The organism is Streptomyces sp. NBC_00154, from assembly GCF_026342835.1.
Taxonomy (GTDB): domain Bacteria; phylum Actinomycetota; class Actinomycetes; order Streptomycetales; family Streptomycetaceae; genus Streptomyces.
The window spans coordinates 292575-310052 of record NZ_JAPEMI010000002.1 but is presented as its reverse complement, the minus strand read 5'-3'; the positions used below and the strand labels follow the sequence as shown (position 1 = coordinate 310052).

The 17478-nt window shown below is 68.9% G+C and carries 16 protein-coding genes and 3 pseudogenes; 9 read left to right on the top strand and 10 right to left on the bottom strand.

Annotated features, from left to right (window positions below):
• Positions 1-391: 391 nt before the first annotated feature.
• Positions 392-754, bottom strand: a complete 363-nt coding sequence (locus tag OHA03_RS37825) for a DoxX family protein (protein WP_267008537.1) — start codon at positions 752-754, stop codon at positions 392-394.
• 199 nt (positions 755-953) lie between these two features.
• Complete coding sequence (locus tag OHA03_RS37820; protein ID WP_267008536.1) at positions 954-1157, bottom strand: hypothetical protein; 204 nt, start codon at positions 1155-1157, stop codon at positions 954-956.
• Between the two features lie 398 nt (positions 1158-1555).
• Between OHA03_RS37820 and OHA03_RS37815 the strand changes: the two genes are divergently transcribed.
• The 6 genes and pseudogenes from OHA03_RS37815 (at position 1556) to OHA03_RS37790 (ending at position 6999) form a co-directional block, all read left to right on the top strand.
• Entirely contained in the window at positions 1556-2023 is a 468-nt protein-coding gene (locus tag OHA03_RS37815) for a MarR family winged helix-turn-helix transcriptional regulator (protein ID WP_267008535.1), read from the top strand.
• 497 nt (positions 2024-2520) lie between these two features.
• Positions 2521-2865, top strand: a complete 345-nt coding sequence (locus tag OHA03_RS37810; RefSeq protein ID WP_267008534.1) for a hypothetical protein — start codon at positions 2521-2523, stop codon at positions 2863-2865.
• 4 nt (positions 2866-2869) lie between these two features.
• A pseudogene (locus OHA03_RS37805) lies at positions 2870-3058 on the top strand (oxidoreductase); the annotation flags it as partial.
• A gap of 678 nt (positions 3059-3736) precedes the next feature.
• A complete protein-coding gene (locus tag OHA03_RS37800) occupies positions 3737-5083 on the top strand; it encodes an MFS transporter (RefSeq protein WP_267008533.1) in 1347 nt (448 codons plus the stop codon).
• 51 nt (positions 5084-5134) lie between these two features.
• Positions 5135-5731 carry a TetR/AcrR family transcriptional regulator gene (locus tag OHA03_RS37795; protein ID WP_267008532.1) on the top strand — a complete coding sequence of 199 codons (597 nt, stop codon included), beginning with the start codon at positions 5135-5137 and terminating at the stop codon, positions 5729-5731.
• Positions 5732-6555: 824 nt separating this feature from the next.
• Positions 6556-6999: a VOC family protein gene (locus tag OHA03_RS37790; RefSeq protein ID WP_267008531.1), complete on the top strand. Its 444-nt coding sequence runs from the start codon at positions 6556-6558 to the stop codon at positions 6997-6999.
• Positions 7000-7593: 594 nt separating this feature from the next.
• On the opposite strand, the gene OHA03_RS37785 is transcribed toward OHA03_RS37790, so the two are convergent.
• The 5 genes from OHA03_RS37785 to OHA03_RS37765 form a co-directional block, all read right to left on the bottom strand.
• Positions 7594-8859, bottom strand: coding sequence for an IS701 family transposase (locus OHA03_RS37785; protein ID WP_267008530.1), 1266 nt, complete (start codon positions 8857-8859; stop codon positions 7594-7596).
• 357 nt (positions 8860-9216) lie between these two features.
• Entirely contained in the window at positions 9217-9561 is a 345-nt protein-coding gene (locus OHA03_RS37780) for a hypothetical protein (protein ID WP_267008529.1), read from the bottom strand.
• A 196-nt stretch (positions 9562-9757) separates the two neighbouring features.
• Positions 9758-9910, bottom strand: coding sequence for a hypothetical protein (locus OHA03_RS37775; RefSeq protein WP_267008528.1), 153 nt, complete (start codon positions 9908-9910; stop codon positions 9758-9760).
• A gap of 3 nt (positions 9911-9913) precedes the next feature.
• The gene (locus OHA03_RS37770) at positions 9914-10612 is read right to left on the bottom strand and encodes a DedA family protein (protein ID WP_267008527.1); all 699 of its coding nucleotides are present in this window, start codon (positions 10610-10612) and stop codon (positions 9914-9916) included.
• A gap of 5 nt (positions 10613-10617) precedes the next feature.
• Complete coding sequence (locus OHA03_RS37765; protein ID WP_267008526.1) at positions 10618-11343, bottom strand: hypothetical protein; 726 nt, start codon at positions 11341-11343, stop codon at positions 10618-10620.
• Positions 11344-11788: 445 nt separating this feature from the next.
• Here OHA03_RS37765 and OHA03_RS37760 point away from each other — a divergent pair, with 445 nt between their 5' ends.
• The 3 genes from OHA03_RS37760 to OHA03_RS37750 are packed head-to-tail and all read left to right on the top strand — an operon-like array spanning position 11789 to position 14598.
• Entirely contained in the window at positions 11789-12838 is a 1050-nt protein-coding gene (locus tag OHA03_RS37760; protein WP_267008525.1) for an LLM class flavin-dependent oxidoreductase, read from the top strand.
• Positions 12831-13862 (top strand): LLM class flavin-dependent oxidoreductase, encoded by a 1032-nt coding sequence (locus tag OHA03_RS37755; protein WP_267008524.1) that lies wholly within the window; start codon positions 12831-12833, stop codon positions 13860-13862. Before OHA03_RS37760 ends, OHA03_RS37755 begins: the two co-directional genes overlap by 8 nt.
• A 19-nt stretch (positions 13863-13881) precedes the next feature.
• Positions 13882-14598, top strand: coding sequence for an NADPH-dependent F420 reductase (locus OHA03_RS37750; protein WP_267008523.1), 717 nt, complete (start codon positions 13882-13884; stop codon positions 14596-14598).
• A gap of 299 nt (positions 14599-14897) precedes the next feature.
• Here the strand turns inward: OHA03_RS37750 and OHA03_RS37745 are convergent.
• The 3 genes and pseudogenes from OHA03_RS37745 to OHA03_RS37735 all read right to left on the bottom strand — a co-directional run.
• A pseudogene (locus OHA03_RS37745) lies at positions 14898-15728 on the bottom strand (IS110 family transposase); the annotation flags it as partial.
• Positions 15729-16376: 648 nt separating this feature from the next.
• A pseudogene (locus tag OHA03_RS37740) lies at positions 16377-16652 on the bottom strand (IS630 family transposase); the annotation flags it as partial.
• A 245-nt stretch (positions 16653-16897) separates the two neighbouring features.
• On the bottom strand, positions 16898-17464 hold the full coding sequence (locus OHA03_RS37735; RefSeq protein WP_267008521.1) for a hypothetical protein: 567 nt from the start codon (positions 17462-17464) through the stop codon (positions 16898-16900).
• Between the last annotated feature and the right edge of the window lie 14 nt (positions 17465-17478).

Here is a 17478-nt window from a genome sequence, read left to right as displayed (position 1 = left end):
TGCTTCGAGCGCGATGTGTCCTCCCAGACTCCATCCCGACCAGCACCGCGTCATCGGCGTCCAACTCCGTGACGAGGCCGGCGGGAAGAGAGGCGTAACCCGGAAGCGGATAGGCGTCGGGGTTCCTGCCGAACGCCGAACCGCCGTAACCGGGCAGGTCGAGTGCCAGGCAGCGGAACCGTTCCCCGAAGGGAACGGACGTCATACCCGCGCGGGCGAGGAGTTCCCATGCACCAGGACAACAGTGCGGCCGGTGCCCTCCGAGGCCGTGCAGGCGACGTTTTGACCGGCGAGGTTGATACGTTCTTCCCTCACTGGCACAAGCACCATCCGCCCGAGCCGACGAGTGTCTGGTGCCGAGGCTGCGCGCACCCGGTGCCGAGGAGATCGGTCACTGCGACGCGGCCAGTGTGACTGCCGCCGCCACCGCAACGAGGACGAACAGAACCGCGACCATGCCGCGAGAGGCGCTGTCCCCGTAGTCGCTCCACTTCACGTGGTAACCGATCGCCCCGAGGAGCAGGACGGCCATCCCGACGGCGGCGGCAATGCCCAGCGGCTGCCACCAGATACCCGCCACGAGCCCCGCCGCGGCGGCCACCTCGGCGAGGCCGATGAGGCGGACCAGCGCGGAACTGAGCCCCTTCGCGACGAGGCTTTCCGCGACGTCGCCCTTGAACTGCGCCTTCGGGGCGCCGGCGGCAAGGGAGACGAGGGCGAGGAGAACACTGAGGATGACAGCAGCGATGTACACGACGGTCCTTGGGGAGGACGTGGATGGGTGTTGGCGCCGCACCGGTCTGTCCTCGCGGGTGTCACGGGACAGGGGCTGTGGGGGTGCGGTCCCGTGAATGTGCGTCGCCCGTTCGCACAGCCCGGCCTGTCCGGTGATCGCGCGCCGATGGGCCAGGACCCGGACCCGTGTCAGCCATTGGGATCCAGGACGCGCGCCGTCATGTGGCGATGTTGCGCAGAGCTGCCGCGAGTCTGCCGAGGTCCACACCCGCCAGATGGTCCAGGAAGTGGTGGCGGACAGAGGCAAGGTTGGTCGGCCAGGTCTCCCCCAGCCGTGCGAGGCCCGTGTCGGTAAGGACGGCGTTCCAGCCACGAGCGTCTTGCTCCGACCCGACCCGCTGGATGAGCCCCTGGTTCTCCAACCGCGAGGATGATCCCGATCTTGGTCACGCCAAAGCCTTCATCGAGGTGGCCCCGCGACCGTCCGGGCATGGATGCAGCCCTGGCAACCGGTTCGGGATATAGTTGCTTCGACAAGCAACCTAACATAAGAGATTGCTCCGTCAAGTAAGTGAGTCGGTTGGCATCGGGGCCACGGAGTGACAAACCCCGCCCGCAGGCCGATCCCGGCCCTTATCGGCCGACACGACCGTTGGGCAGGTCCGGCGCGGAGCGAAAGAGGTCATCGCCGTTCGCCCGGCCGATCCGTCTCACACGCAAGGGATAGGCAGAGCTCGAAAGAGAACTGCAGCGGAAACCGAAGCCGGGCCACCAGGTCGGCCGATGTATCTTCCACCGCACACATGTGAGGTATGCCAGCATGACACCGAAGCCCACCCCACCCGCAGACGCGTTGCAACCGCTTACTGCCGACGAAGAGGCCGTCGTCCGGGCCCTTCCCGCTCTCATCCACGCCCTGCCACGCGCAATCGACGCCGAGATGACGCGAATGCAGGGGTTGTCGAACACGGAATACCTGTCCCTGATGCACCTGTCGGAGGCACCCGGTCGGCAGCTGCGCATGCACGAGCTCGCCCGTGCCATTGAGATGTCGCTCAGCGGCACGACTCGTATCGTGCACCGGCTGGAGAGCGAGGGTTTCATCGAGCGGGTGCAGTGCGAAAAGGACGGCCGCGGCTGGCACGCCTCCCTGACCGACGCCGGCCTCACCCGCCTCGAAGAGGCCTGGCCCACCAACCTCGCCGCGACACGCCGGCTCTTCCTCGACCATCTCAAGGAACTGGACCTCAAGGAACTCGCGGCTGCCCTGCGAAACGTCGCCACCTGAGCGCCGCACGCCGCTACGGCGTGCTTCCTCCTGGCACGAGGGGATCGGCCGTGGCGACGATGCGCGGCACACCGCGGCGCCATCGGGTCAAGTCCGCGCGAGCCCACGCCGGCCCTGACCCGGCCGGCACCGGCGACTGGTGTGCGGCAGCCGCCGGTCCTCATGCTCGCCAGGCGCGGAGCGCGCTCCGGGGCGCCGCGGTGGCCCGGAGCGCGCTCTTGCTCGTCACGGTCACCCTCAGCGCGGTGTGGACCCGATTCCCCTGCGGTGTGACGCAAGGCATAGGGATCAGCAGGGATCAGATACGCGTGGCCGCTGCGGATCTGATTATATTTGCTTCGCGTAGCAATTAAGTCTGGCTGTGCGCCCGGGTGCGTCCGTCACCCCGCGGTGCTCCACCGAACCGGACCACTCGGGCGAGCGCACTCGTCGCACGCCGCGCGGCCGACTTCCGATTTTGCGAGTTGCTGCGCAACCGACCCTGAGGAAGGAAACACATGACCCTCACCCTTACCGACGTGCGGACCGGCCTCTCCCTGCCCGGGAGCGCTGTCGAGGGCACGGGCACCGGGCGACACCGGGGCACGCGTGCCGATGAGGACGGCTGGGTACCCGAAGGCGACTTCGCGGCGCACGGCCGTCACCGCAGAATCGCCCGCACTGCCTGGCTGCCGCCGGCGGACGGTCCCGAGGGAACCGACCACGACGCTGCCCACGCGCCCGTCCGGGACGGGAGCGTGGGCCTCGGCCGGGAGCACCGCGTCGCCGACGGCCTGGCGGCTCTCGAGGCGCTGATGCTGCAGAACAAGACCCTACAGACCGACCGCGCGCAAGATCTCTGACGCTGTGCCCACCGCGGTGTACGCCGCGACGGAGGACTGGGGCAGCGGCGGCGGCTCCCAGGGGCTGCTCCTGCGGCGAGTAGCGCGAGCGGCTCGGGAACTCGCCGTCGAAGTACACCGGAGTGAGCCGCTGACCCTCGCGGATCCCTATCACGACCCCGTGCCGTTCGAGCAGTTGCTGGACGGCAGGTGAACTAGGCCGGCGTCGAGCCGCCCCGGTGCCCAGCTTTCGCCGCGGCGGTGCCCAGGCCCGACCGCCGCAAGACCGGCGATCCGGACCGCAGACGCAGAGAACCGGTCGGAGCGCAGGACCCCACCATGGGCGGATCCGGCACACCGCTGCACGGCAGGCGCGGGTGCGCCGGCTCCGCCGAGTGTCGGGCTCCCGGTAGGCCCCGCGGCCGAGCGACGCGCCGATGTGCGGAGCCGACGACCTGTACGGACCGGGCACCCTGGGCATTGCCGCCGCGGCTCCCCAGCTTGACGAAACGCCCCCGGTTCGCAGCCCTGGCGACGAGCACGTCGGTACGGTGTTCTGAGCCGCCGTGCCGACGGCAGGAGCCGGACGCGCTACGCCGGGGCAGGGACAGCAGGCGCCCGCCCGGTCCCTGGTCGTGGGAGAGATGACGAGAGCAGTCATGGCGCCGATCGCCCCACACGCTTACTTGCCACCTCAAGTATAGATACGAGGCCGACGGCGCCTAGCGGTTCGCGACATGCGCACAGGGGGAGCGTCACCCCCTCGCCACACACCGCGACAGTCCGGGCACACCGAGGCAATGCGACACACCTCACCATCTGGACCCCCCACCCATTAGACAGATCTGTCTAATATGACGGTGTCTGCTTCGCCCTATTCGGAAAGTGATCCATGAGTCGCGCATCCACCATGCGTCAACCCGTCTCTCCGGGTGTCCCGGCCAAGCGGTCTCCCGCGCACGCAGCCCCGCGACGCCGGGCCTTGGGCCTGGGGCCCAAGGCCTCCATCGGCCTGCTGGCCTCGATCCTCATATCGCTGCTGGCGTCGTCCAGCGCGCCGACTCCTCTCTACGCGATCTACCAGCAGCACTGGGGCTTCTCCCCCATCACCATCACCGTCGTTTTCGGCGTGTACGCGCTGGCCGTGCTGGTCTCGCTCCTGATTTTCGGGAGAATCTCCGACCAAGTGGGCCGACGCCCGGTGCTCCTGACGGCCCTGATCGTGCAGGCGCTGGCGATGGTCGTGTTCATCACCGCCGGTGATGTGGGCGCATTGCTGACCGCCCGCGTCCTCCAGGGGCTGAGCACCGGAGCGGCGGTCGGTGCGCTCGGCGCCGGAATGCTCGACATCGACGCACGCAAGGGCGGCTTCCTGAACTCCTTCGCACCCACGCTGGGGACCGCGAGCGGCGCCTTCGCCTCTGGACTGATCGTGCAGTACCTGCCGGCCCCCACCCACCTCGTCTATGTCGTGCTGCTCGGTGTCTTCGTTCTGCAGGCGCTGGCCGTGCTCGCCCTGAACGAGACGGTGAGCCGCAAGCCGGGCGCGCTGGCCAGCATGGTCCCCAAGTTCAAGCTGCCCAGGTCGGCCCGCGCGTCGATGGCGATCGCCGCGCCCGTGATGTTCGCGGTGTGGGCGCTGACCGGCCTGTACGGCGCACTGGGACCGGCCATCACGCAGACCCTGGTGCACTCCACCTCCGTAGTGTGGGGAGGGCTGCCCCTGTTCGTACTCGCGGGCTCCGCCGGTCTGGCCGTCGTGATCCTGCGAGGCGCCGGGACGCGGACCATGATGCTGATCAGCGTCACCACACTGGTCGTCGGCGTGGTGATCACCTTGGGGTCCATCGCCTCGGGCACCGGCGGTACGCCCTCCGTGATCGGATTCTTCTTGGGCGGCGCCATATCCGGCTTCGGCTTCGGCAGCGGGTTCCAGGGCGGCATCAGGCTGGTCGTACCGCAGGTGAAGCCGCATGAGCGAGCCGGGGTCCTCTCTCTGCTGTACGTCGTGTGCTACGTGGGCCTGGGTGTGCCGGCCGTGATCGCCGGTCTCCTGGTCGTGCACGGCGGTGGCTTGATCCAGACGTCCAGGGAGTACGGCGTCGCCGTCATCGTGCTGGCCCTCGCGGCCGCGATCGGGCTGCTCCTCAGCGGCCGCCGTGTGGAGCGGGTGGCGGTAGTCCGGTCGGAGACCGCCCTCTCCGAGGCAGCGCCCGTGGCACAGGTCTCAGAGGTATGACGGAATTCACCGGCGTTAGAATGAACAGGTCTGTCTGAGAGGGTGGTGGCCATGGCGACCAAGACCGCGACCAAGGCGTCTGCACGCGAGCGACTACTCGAAGCGGCCAACGAGCTCTTCTACAGCGAAGGCGTGCAGACCGTCGGCATCGACCGTGTCATCGAACACGCCGGGGTGGCCAAGGCGTCCCTCTACAACACCTTCGGGAGCAAGGAAGGCCTTGTCTGCGCCTACCTCGACCTCCGCTACGTACGCATGAAGGACAGGATCACCCGGACCCTGACTCGCTTCCGTACCCCGCGCGAGCAACTGCTCGGCGTCTTCGACGCGCTGGGCGAGGCGTTCACCGATCCCGAGTACAACGGCTGTGCCTTCGTGCGGGCCACCGCCGAGACGGCCGAGGACAGCGCGATCCGCCAGGTCGCCGACAATTACCGTGTCTGGGTGCGTGGCCTGTTGACAGAACTGGCCACCGCGTCCGGATACGCCGCCCCCGAGGCGCTGGCCCGGCAGCTCCATCTGCTGTACGACGGCGCGGGGCAGTCCGCGCGCATGGACCGTGACCCCTCCGCCGCCACGACCGCCCGCGTCGCCGCGGCCACCCTGCTCGACGCGGCGCCGCTCACGGCGTGCGCGACCACCCCGTAAGAACTCCCGCCGTGGGTTCCGGCCGACTGCGGAGCACCGGCCCGCCACAGCAGCCGTAACGATCACACCCGCTGCCAGGCGAGGACACCTGTGCGTAGCTTCCAGGAGATCCGGACGGGGGAAGCCGGCGCAGGTTGCAGCACGGTTCCGTCCACCTTCGCCACTCGCACCTGCGCCTCGCCCATCCAGTTCGGAAGCAGCCCGAGAGTGGCCCCGTGGGATCTGAGCGGATATGTAAACGTCGGGCGTCAGGTCCGCCTGCCGCGTCAGCAGGCGGAAGGACCCGTGTCACTCAGAGCACCCGCGACGGCGCGCGGACATGCGCCCCGGCGGTGGCCGTCGACCCGTCAAGCCCGCACCGGCCGGGCATCTCAGGCGCCGTCCGCCTGGCTGACGATCACGGCCAGCGCCGTCCGGGAGCTCACTCCTTACTTGCGCATCGCCGATTTCAACTGCGCCCCGACCGTGCTCGGAGACCCCGACAACTCACCCAGGAACTGACGGTTCGTCATTTCTCGGAGCGCCGGCTGCACTACTTCCCGCTCACGGAGCGAGAGTCGGTTGCCCTCTCCGCGGCGGCCTCCACGCTGTCCACAGCGCGCCGCGCGGGTGCACCGCTCGGCGCTTTCCCGGACCCATGCCGCCTCGCCCCACGCCTGCGCGGCCAACGCAGCGCCCTCGACCCCCGACAGCCTTCAACGGCCAAGCGGGTGACCAATTGCGTCACCTCCTTGACCAGTTACGCAAGGAGGTGCCATGATCTCACCGGTTCAACCGGTGACGCACACCATGCGAAACCGCCGTCTGCGAACAGAGAAGCGAAGATGGATCTGAAACTCGAAGTTGTGGTGCTGCCCGTCTCTGACGTCGACCGGGCCAAGGCCTTCTACGAGAAGGCGGGCTTCCGTCTCGACGTCGACTACGTCGCCGACGACAGCTACCGCGTGGTGCATCTGACACCCCCCGGATCGCAGTGCTCGATCCTCTTCGGCGCCGGAGTCACCACGGCCGCGCCGGGTTCGGTGCAGGGTCTGCACCTCATCGTCTCGGACATCGAGGCAGCCCACGCCGAACTCGTCGACCGCGGCATCGAGATGGGCGAGATCTTCCACGACGCGGGCGGGGTGTTCCACCGCGGCACGGAAGAGCGACGCGTCAGCGGCCCGGACCCGCAGCGAGCCAGCTACGGTTCCTTCACCGCGTTCAGCGACCCTGACGGCAACGGTTGGGTACTGCAGGAAGTGACGACCCGTCTCCCCGGCCGGTGACTACGGCTCCGCCCACCAGACGTCTGAAGACACCTGGGCTCCGGCAGGCCGACATTGCGCAGTGGCGGCGGTCACCCTCGGGCACTTGCCCGGTCGGCCGGCCGTGCAGTTGAAGCGGACATCGCTGAGCGCCGTCGCACCACACGACATCTCGTACGGTCGGTCGGGCAGAGACCCACGCCGCCTCCCTACGGATAGGACCCATACCAGCCCCAGCGCGGCCGCGCGGACGAACCCGTTCCACCGGTGAGCCACGCTGGTCAGCCCAGCGCGTGCGCCACCAGGACACCGGCGAAGGCGGCCATCGTCTCCAGGACCAGCTGGACGCAACACTTGATGAGAGGTGTGCCGACGCCGCGCGCGAAATCACCCCACGGGACACGCTGTCGGCCACGGTGTGCGCGAAAGTCAGGACGGGGGACGGACGGCTCATACGGCACTGGAGCAGCACCAGGAGCACGTGGCGCAGCGGGGCACAGCTAGTAGGGCTTGGTCAGGTTCGTATCGGTGTGGGTATGTTGCGGTGGCAGGTGGGGCAGGCACCGGTCCAGAGGGCGAGGAGTATCTGCAGCTCGCGGACGACCTGGTAGAGGCTCAGGCCGGCGCCGCGTCTTTTGGGGCCCGGGCCAGTCGTTGCAGGGTGCAGAAGGCGTGCGCGACGGAGACGAGGGTGACGTGGTGGTGCCAGCCGTTCCAGGTGCGGCCCTCGAAGTGGGCAAGTCCCAGGGCCTGTTTCATCTCCCGGTAGTCGTGTTCGATGCGCCAGCGGAGTTTGGCGAGCCGGACCAGCGTGGTCAGAGGCATGCCGGAGGGCAGGTCGGACAGCCAGAACTGCACCGGCTCGCTCTCACCGGCGGGCCATTCGGCCAGCAGCCAGCACTCCGGCAGTTCCGGGCCGTCGGTGGCCTGGCGGACCTCGCGTCCGGCAGGCCGGATGCGCAAGGCCACGAAGCGGGAGTACATCCGCTTGCGGCCCGAGCGGCCGGTGCCGGGCCGGGAGCCCTCCCGCCACTGCACCGGCCTGGCCGCCTTCCGGCCCGCCGCGATGACCAGCTCCTTCACCGGCCGCGGCTTGTCGGGATACTTCGCCACCGGCGGCCGTCCGGACCCCGAGTACGGCTCGGCCACCGGCACCGCGCCGGCGGGCTGGGCCGACAGCGTGGTGGAGATCCCCACCACGTAGTTCAGGCCGCGGGCCTGCAGTCCGTGCCGGAACGCGGCGGCATCGCCGTATCCGGCGTCCGCGACGGCCAGCGGCACCTCGATCCCCCAGGAGCGGGTCTCGTCGAGCATGTCCAGGGCCAGCTGCCACTTCTCCACATGCCCGACATCGTCCGGGATGCCGCAGGCGGCACGGCGGGCGACCTTGCCCGCATCGGCCTTCGGTGAGGCGGGATCCCATGTCCCGGGCAGGAACAGCCGCCAGTTGACCGCCGCCGAGGCGTGGTCGGACGCGAGGTGGAGTGAGACGCCGACCTGGCAGTTGGTGACCTTGCCCGCGGTGCCGGTGTACTGCCGCGACACACACGCCGAGGCGGTCCCGTCCTTCAAAAACCCGGTGTCGTCGAAGACCAGGGCCTCCGGCCCGATCGCCTCCTCCATCCGCCAGGCGAGCTGGGCCCGGATGTGCGCGGGGTCCCAGGGGCTGGTGGTGATGAAGTTGGCCAGTGCCTGACGATTGCCGTCCTCCCCGAGCCGGGCGGCCATCGGCTCGACCGACTTACGCTGCCCGTCGGTCAGCAGCCCCCGCAGATATACCTGCCCCCACCGGCGCTGATCCTTTCGCGCAAACGGCTCGAACACCTCCGCCGCGAACGTCTCCAACTCGCCACGCACCACAGCAATCTCGTCCGGAGTCACACACTCTCAACGCCACACCGGACCTGCAGGACACGCACCACCACAACCGACCTGACCAAGCCCTACTAGGCGCTGCCCAGGTAAGCAGTGCAGGGGTCAACTGCGCGCGCCCTGGATGTGACCACTGCCGGCGGGCATCCGCGGTGGAGCGCGCCGGGCGTGCTGATCAGCCCGCACGCCGGCGCCCTTCACCTCCGCCATGCTGCCTCACATCCATCGACTGCTCGCCACCCGATTGCACCGCTTCGCCTACGGGCAGCAAATGCGCAACACGGTCGTACTGCTCGCCGCCACAGGCTGAGGCGTGTGCCCGCCCCGCTGTGCCAACCGGCACCGGCCGGCACAGCGGGGCTCCGCTCAGCGCAGGACAACCGCGTTGACCCGATTGGTGTTGGCGTCCTCGATGCAGCTGCGCAGACGCATCACGTCGTGCGGGGGTAGCGCAGGGCGGATGGCACCGACGTAGACGCTCTCGCGCACCCGGGTGAGGTCGGCGTCGTCGTTGTGGGCGGCCGTGGATCGGCGGCACGTCTCCCAGAGGTCGTCGGCGGCGAGCCGGACGTCGCCGTCGCGGGTCTCGACCGTGAACACCATCGTGGTGCCCACCGCGTCGGGTGCGGACTCGGGCCGGGTCGGGGTCGCATCCGCCAGGGCGGACCACAGCAGCGGGATCAGCAGCAGACCTCCCACGCTCGCTGCCACGGCGAACGCAGTGCGCCCCGGCCGGGAGGGTGGCACCGCCGGGTGGTCCTCCCAAGGCTCCGTACCGTCGGCCGGCGGCGCGGTCAGGGCTGTCTGGCGTCCGGCCAGCCGCCGTTCCGCTCCTCGCCCGACGCTGGGGCCCTCGCGATCTTCTGAATGACCGTCGCGAGGCCGGAGAGGAGGCCCCTGGTACCCGCTAGGCGGGCACCAGGACGAACCCTGGCAGGACGGGCAGTCCCGCCACGGCGGCGCGAGCCAGATGGGCGGCCTTGGCGCCTGTGATGGACGGGTTGTGGGCCAGCGGGGTGTCCAGCGGCACCACGGCCCAGTCCGCAGCCTCGAATCGCATGACTCATTTCTCCTGTGAATGGGTGAACTCGTGTACTGCTCGTCGCGCCGAGGGCCTCCGGGGCCCGCCCGATGCCACGACTGCGGACCTGGTGGGCAGCCGACGGCGTCGGCGGCGCGCGCGGACCTTCACGACGATGAGGGCCGGCACGGTCACGGTGGCGAGCGTCAGGGCGCCGACCAGACCGGCCGAGTGCAGGAACTCGGTCGCGGCCGCACCGGCGAAGTAGCCGAGCGCCACCGTGCCGATGCCCCAGATCAGCGACGCCGCCGCGCTGTAGCGGAGGAAGCGGCGGTACGGCATGCCAGATGAGCCGGCGGAATAGGGCGCGAAGGTCCGCGCGAAGCCGATGAACTTGCTCGTGAAGACCGTGGCTCCGCCGTGGTGGGTGAGGAAGGTCCGGGCGCGTCCGATTCCGTGGTCGGCGGTGGCTCTCAGTGTCCACCGCCGGCCGGGGCGCCGCGCGCAGCGGCGGCCCAATGCATAGCCGAGGCTGTCGCCGGTGACGGCTCCGGCCACCACGACGGTCGCGAGGAGGAAGGCGTTCAGTTCGCCCCGGCCGGCGATCGCGGAGGCGAGGAGAATGGCCGTCTCGCCGGGAACCAGCAGCCCGGTGAAGGCGCTCGTCTCACTGGCCGTCAGGACGAACACCGCGGCGTACGACCACCATCCGGCCGCTTCGATCACACCGTTGAGATGCATGGCGGTCAGCCCGCGCGCCTCAACGGTACGGGGTCGAAGGAAAGGACGTGGGCCGGTCGGGCCGGCGCCCCCGCCGTTCGACCCCGGGGCGCGGCCTGGCCGCCACCCGGCTCCTCGGCGCGCGGCCGCAAGGCTACGACCTGTCCTTCCGGCTCCCAGGCATCCGCAGGGCCTCGGCTCCATGAGTCCTTCCGCGGAAGACGCCCCGCGACGAACCAGGTAAGGAGCGGTACGGCCGCGCCCAGCACACCGGCGGAGGCAGGGTGAGGGGACGTCAGCACGGCCGTCGTCACGCCGCACACCGCCGTCGTCATGACGACGATGCGTGCTCGGACCGACGAGATGGCGGTGACCACCGCCAGGGCCATCAGCAGGTACCAGCCCGTGAGCGCACCGGGCATCGCGAGGTACTCACGGAAGAGCGAACTCTCTTGCCCCGGGAGGTGTTCCAGGGGGACCGACCAGGTGTAGGCCAGCCCGGCCGCGCTGGACAGCAGCAGCGCGAAGGCGGCACGGGTGTAGGCCGCCTGCCGCTGGTGCGCCAGCCAGAGCAGGATCAGTGCCGTCAGGGGCCAGGGGGTCAAGGCGTAGACGCAGGCCATCTCCTGCGTCGTGTCCGTCCAGCCGAATTCGGGATAGGGGTCGGCACCGGAGGAGACGCCGAGCAGGGCTGCGTGGAGCATCGCGATCGCCGCCGCGCCTGTCGCCGCGTGCCGCAAGGTTCTGCGCACGATCGCTTGTCGCGCCTGCCGAACGACGCGAGGAGGGCTTCCTTCTGGCCTGCCCGACGCCAGGACGGCGGCGTGCGGCATCTGCGTGGCGTGGGCCACGACTGGTCACCTCACTTAGTTGATGAATCAAATACGTGTTCATGATCAATGCGCGGAACGGGCGGTGAACCGACCGACATCGCAGCCGGGCGACGATCCCGTGCGGGTGCGAAGCACCGCGAACCCGGCGCCAGTCAGATCCCGAGCGAGTGGACCGGGGAGCACCCCGGCGTTCACCCCTGCGGACAGACGGACGCACAGCCCCTGCTCGACGGCGAGGCGTGTCCGCGCACCGAGCCCCGCACCCTCCTGATTGACACGTCAAGCATGCATGAAGATACTTGTTTCGTCAATCAAGTGATTTTCGAGTGGTCAGCTACCTGCGGGACCACCGGTGGAGGAGAACATGACGCCCCTGACCTTCGAAATTGGCCTCAACTCATTCGGGGAGGTCGCCACGGACGACGGCCGGACGCTCAGCGACGCCGAGACCGTCCGCCTGCTCGTCGAGGAGGCCGCACTCGCCGAATCCTCGGGACTGGATGTCTTCAGCGTCGGCGAGCACTACCGACCGGGCCACGTCGACAGTGCCGCCCCCGTGCTGCTCTCCGCCATCGCCACCGCCACGAAGCGCATCCGCCTCGGAACATCGGTGACCGTCCTGAGCACCAATGATCCCGTGCGGCTCTACCACGAATTCTCGACCCTGGACGCCGTGTCGAACGGCCGGGCCCAGCTCGTCCTCGGGCGAGCGTCGGCCACGGAGTCCTTCCCCCTGTTCGGCTACGACCTCGCCGACTACGAGGAGTTGTTCGAGGAGAAACTCGAACTCTTCATGCGTCTGCAGCGGGAGGAGACGGTGACGTGGTCCGGCGCGCTCCGGACACCGCTCGTCGAACAGCGGCTGCGCCCCCGGATGCACCACGGGGGTATCCCCACCTGGATCGGCGTGGGCGGCAGCCCGCACTCCGTGATCCGTGCGGCCAGCTACGGACTGCCCCTGATGATGGCCATCATCGGCGGACGCCCGCAGCGGTTCGCGGGCCACGTCAAGCTCTACCTGCAGGCGCTGCAGCAGGCCGGGCACGAGCCGCAACCGATCGGCCAGCACTCCCTGGGGCTCGTCGCCGACACCGACGAGGAAGCGGTCGAGACCTGGTGGCAGTACTGGCAGCCGGTCGTTGCCCAAGCCGCCGAGGAGCGGGGGTTCTACAAGCCGACCCGCGAACGGTACGAGGCGGAGATCGAGCAGGGGGCACTCTTCATCGGCTCTCCGGAGGCCGTCGCCCACAAGATCGCCCAGACCGCGCGCGCCCTGCACCTGAACCGCTTCGACCTCAAGTACGACATCATGCACCTGCCTCGCCAGGCCCGCGCCCGCACGATCGAACTGCTGGGCCGCGAAGTCGCCCCGCGGGTCAGGGAATTGCTCGCCAAGGAGTCCACCCATGGATGATCTCGTTTTTGGCCTGGACACATTCGGGGACCTGCCCGAAGACGACTCAGGTGTCCCGGTCTCCCACGCCAGGGCCATCCGGCAGGTCGTCGACGAAGCCGTCCTCGCGGACGACATCGGCGTCGACGTCATCGCGCTCGGCGAACACCACCGCCCCGAGTACTCGATCTCGTCCCCGGAGACCGTGCTCGCCGGCATCGCCACGCGCACCCGGCGCATCCACCTGTCCTCCGGTGTGACCGTGCTCAGTTCCGACGATCCCGTCCGAGTGTTCCAGCGCTTCGCAACGGTCGACGCCCTCTCCGGCGGCCGGGCCGAGATCATTCTCGGCCGCGGCTCCTTCACCGAGTCGTTCCCCCTGTTCGGATACGACCTCAACAACTACGACACGTTGTTCGAGGAGAAGATGGAACTGTTCGCGAAGCTGCTGGAGGAGAAGCCCGTCACGTGGTCGGGCACAGTGCGGGCGCCGCTGGAGAGCACCGAGGTCTTCCCGACCACCGAGTCGGGGCGCCTGACCACCTGGGTCGGAGTCGGAGGTTCACCCCAGTCGGTCATCCGCACCGCCCGATACGGGCTTCCGCTCATGCTCGCCATCATCGGCGGCTCCTTCGAACGCTTCCTGCCCTACACGGACCTCTACCGGCGCGCCGCAGACCAGTTCGGCACCACGGCACATCCGGTGGGAATGCACTCACCCGGATTCATCGCCGACACCGACGAAGAAGCCCGGGAGCTGTTCTGGCCGGGCTACCGGCTCATGCGCGACCGCATCGGCGCGCTGCGGGGCTGGCCACCGGTGCGCCGGGAGGAATTCGAGGCCGAGATCGAGCACGGCTCCATGTACATCGGCTCGCCGGACACGGTCGCACGCAGGATCGCCCAAGCGGTACGCGGACTCGGCGTCGGCAGGTTCGACCTCCTGTACACCGCGGGCCCGCAGCCGGTCAGCGCCCGCCTTCGCGCAGTTGAGCTCTACGGCACGAAGGTGATCCCCATGGTCCGTGACATCCTCGCCGGCTGACGTCGTGAATGGAGAGGCAATGGACGTGCATGACATCCGTACGATAGGCATCCTGGGTGCCGGAAAAGTAGGCACCGTACTGGCGCGGCTGGCCCTGTCAGCAGGTCTTCGCGCGCTGATCGCCGGCTCGGGGGCACCCGAGGACATCGCGCTCACCATCGAGGTCCTCACGCCCGGCGCGACCGCGGTCACCGCGGCGGAGGCGGCGGCTCAGGCGGACGTCGCGATCCTGGCGCTTCCCCTGGGGAAGTACCGCAGCATCCCGGTCGAAGCGCTGCACGGCAAACTGGTCGTCGACGCGATGAACTACTGGTGGGAGGTCGAGGGCGTGCGCGACGACCTCACCGACCCGCGCACCTCCACCAGCGAGATCCTCCAGGCGTTCCTCCCGGGCTCCCGCGTGGTCAAGGCCTTCAACCACATGGGCTACCACGACCTTGAGGACGAGGCACGGCCCGCCGGCGCGCCCGGCCGCAAGGCAATCGCCCTCGCCGGGAACGGCCCGGCCGACCGGGCCACGACCGCGCACCTCGTGAATGCTCTCGGCTTCGACCCCGTCATCGTCGGCCCGCTCGCCGAAGGCGTACAGCTCGAACCGGGGACCGAACCCTTCGGAGCCGACGTCAGCTCCGACGAACTGCGGGCCATGCTCGACCGCTTCCCCGCGTCGAAGCGCGGCCGAGCGGTCGGCCAGGCCCGCACCGCTGCTGCGATCCCACCCGTCGATGCGGCGTAGAAGCCTTTTCTGCGGGACTTTCATCCCGGAACGGGGTCTGATCCGGATGCCCCGGGTCGCGCCGGGAGTCGGTGGCCCCGCCGGGAGTCGGTGGCCCCGCCGGGAGTCGGGGCCACCGGCCCGGCCATGGCTGAGCAGCGACGACTTCGGGGCGGGTGAAGAGGAATCCGCCGACGCCCGACTGTCTCCAGGAACGGTGGCAGGTCCTGCGGCGGAGACTCACGGAAGGCTTTTTCAAAGCGGCGGCGCGGCGACCGCCTACGGCCCCTCCGCAGTCAAGGACATGGCGCGGCCCTGGTGATGATCCGCGCGTCCGGGTGCTGTTCAAAAGATTCCACCGCCGCCTGCGCGAGGTCGTCCGCGCTGGTGCAGGCGATCTCCAGTTTCCGTACCAGCGTGATGGTCTGGCGGCCCATTGCGTTTTCCACCAGCGGCAGTTGCCGCATGTGCGGCAGCCGGAGGATCTCGTGCAGCCGTTCGGTCTCCGCGTCGATGCCGCGCTGGCGGCCGGCTTTCTTCAGCAGCGCCCGCAGCTGGGCGCGGGTGAGCTTGGCGGCCTGCCCCGGGGTGGGGGCGGAAGCCAGGATGACCAGCGCCGCGGGGGTGCACAGGCCGTCGCGGGTACTGAACGCTTCCAGCGCGGCAGGGAAGTATTCGTGCAGGTGGGAGCGGAGTTTGTTGCCAGCCTGGGTGCGGTCCCAGACTGCGTCCTGCTGGGCTCGTGCCAGCACCGCGATAACCTGGGCCAGCTCGGAATTGCGGGGCAGTTGCCGGCGGGCTGCAGCGTCGGTGCGCAGGATGTTGGCCAGGACCATGGCGTCCAGGTGGTCGGATTTGCGGCGGGAGACCGCGTGGCGGTCGCGGTATCGGGCGGCGACCGTCGGGTTGATGGCATAGACGGGGCGTCCGGTGCCGCGAAGGCAGGCCACCAGCAGGCCCCGAGAGGTCTCGATCGCCACCGGGATCGGGTCCTCTTTGGTGTCGCCGTGGGCGGCGAGCAGGTCGATCAGTTGTCGCAGGCCCGGGGTGTCGTCGCCGATCCGGGCCTTGGCCAATAGAGCTCCGTCGTGGTCGACCAGGGCGACGTCGTGGTGGTCGCTGGCCCAGTCGTTCCCGCAGTACACGTGCATGATGTGCTCTCGCGTCCCTTTGGTTCGGGGTGCATTGCTGCCGGTCGCAGCCGCGCAGGATCACGCGTCTCCCTAATGGAAGGGCTCGAAGGCCCAGCATCCGATTAGCCGTTCGTGACCCCAGCTGTCCGCAGGGCCCTCGGTCTTGGCCAGTGCTCGAAGGCTCCGGGTGCGATGAGAGGTGATCCCTGCGGATGGCTCGGACCACGAACAACAACGATCCGATCATCTGACTGGATGCGACGCGGCGGGTGAAAGCCGGGGCCTGCCCGTCTCTGCAGAGGGCTCGAACGGCCCTGGTGGACTTTCAGACGTGACCCGACAATCAGGACATGGTGACGGGCGGACGGTGCCGGGGACCGACTCTCGTTCAAGAGGTAGCGCCCCGGGGGATGCACAACGGTTCTCCGGCACCGACCGCCGCCACCGCCACACAGTGCTGAATTGATCAACTTCTGGGTACAGGACCGGGTCAGTCTGGCGATAGGGCTATCTGCCCTGATGATGTATAGACCTTGGCCCTGTCCACGGTGGCAGCCACGGAGCAACCGCCGTACACAGCACCAGGCCCCTCTCCATCAAAGGCTCAAAGCCTCAGAGTCTTGGAGTAGTTGAGACCTTGGTGCTGCGTCCGCTTCGGTGCCCATTAGGGGTGTAGGCGAACTCGACGTTGTTCGCCGCGGCCCAGTCGCCAACCCGGGTGTCCTTCTTCGTCGTCAGGTGCGGAGAGAAGTTGTCGAGCACGATGGCGATGCGGACCTCGGGCCGGTAGAGGCTGCGCAGGTAGCGGCAGAATTCCAGGAGCTTGGATCTGTTCTTGGTCTTCTTGATGTGGCCGTAGAGCTTGTCTTTGCTCAGGTCGTAGGCGGTGAACAGGTGCCGGACTCCGTGTGGTCGGGTGTAGGTCGCCCGGCGGCGGGGTCTCGTCCTGCACCTACTCCACCACGTCAACACCCTGCTGTTGCGACAAGGTCCTCGCCGAACCGGCCTGGGCCAAGAAGCTGTGCGACGAGGACCGGCGCGGTTTGACCGCGTGGTTCTGGTCGCACATCAACCCGTACGGCACCTTCCGCCTCGACATGGACAAGCGGCTCGAACTTGCGCCGGCCGTCAGGGTGCCCGGTCCGCGCCATGCGGGCGGTGACGCTGCCAGAACAGGCGATTCCTCATCATGACGACATACGGCGCCCTGCCCGGAAGAGGTATACCGATGCGGCCGCCGGGACCAGTGCGCTGGTGGCGACGAGAGTGAGCAGCACCGGTTCGAGGAGCGCCCCCGCTGTTGCTGCAGTGAAGGCTATGCCGACAAGCGCTATAGGGACCAGGAGCGAGGCTGCAGTGCCGATGGTCTTGTCGCGCCTGCTCCAGTGAGGTGCTGCCCACAGCAGCACGACGCCCGCGATCATGGCAATGCCGCCCAGGACGAGGTTGACGCCCCCGAGAAGTCCGGCCACCGGCAGCAAGATCAACGGGGCAAGGCTGTGCCACTTGCTGGTCGGCAGCGCAATGGTCTCGCCTTCGCGGGCAGTGGCCACGATGGTGCGGGGGTCGCCGAGGCGGTCCAGGACGGCTTTCACCTCTGCCTCATTGCGGGCCGGCTGCTCGGCGAATGCCACCGCAATATGCTCCGTCAGATCGGCAAGAAGTTCGTTGCGGCGCTCCGGCGCCAGGGCTGCGGCTTCGCGTGCCACAGCCTCCAGGTAGGCCACCGCAAGCGGGTGCTCGACGGTCTTCACAGTGAGTCTCCAGG

Coding starts and splice junctions, on each gene's coding strand:
- OHA03_RS37815 (WP_267008535.1), top strand. CDS start 1,556: ATGACACCGAAGCCCACCCCACCCGCAGACGCGTTGCAACCGCTTACT.
- OHA03_RS37810 (WP_267008534.1), top strand. CDS start 2,521: ATGACCCTCACCCTTACCGACGTGCGGACCGGCCTCTCCCTGCCCGGG.
- OHA03_RS37800 (WP_267008533.1), top strand. CDS start 3,737: ATGAGTCGCGCATCCACCATGCGTCAACCCGTCTCTCCGGGTGTCCCG.
- OHA03_RS37795 (WP_267008532.1), top strand. CDS start 5,135: ATGGCGACCAAGACCGCGACCAAGGCGTCTGCACGCGAGCGACTACTC.
- OHA03_RS37790 (WP_267008531.1), top strand. CDS start 6,556: ATGGATCTGAAACTCGAAGTTGTGGTGCTGCCCGTCTCTGACGTCGAC.
- OHA03_RS37775 (WP_267008528.1), bottom strand. CDS start 9,910: ATGCGATTCGAGGCTGCGGACTGGGCCGTGGTGCCGCTGGACACCCCG.
- OHA03_RS37770 (WP_267008527.1), bottom strand. CDS start 10,612: ATGCATCTCAACGGTGTGATCGAAGCGGCCGGATGGTGGTCGTACGCC.
- OHA03_RS37760 (WP_267008525.1), top strand. CDS start 11,789: ATGACGCCCCTGACCTTCGAAATTGGCCTCAACTCATTCGGGGAGGTC.
- OHA03_RS37755 (WP_267008524.1), top strand. CDS start 12,831: ATGGATGATCTCGTTTTTGGCCTGGACACATTCGGGGACCTGCCCGAA.
- OHA03_RS37750 (WP_267008523.1), top strand. CDS start 13,882: ATGGACGTGCATGACATCCGTACGATAGGCATCCTGGGTGCCGGAAAA.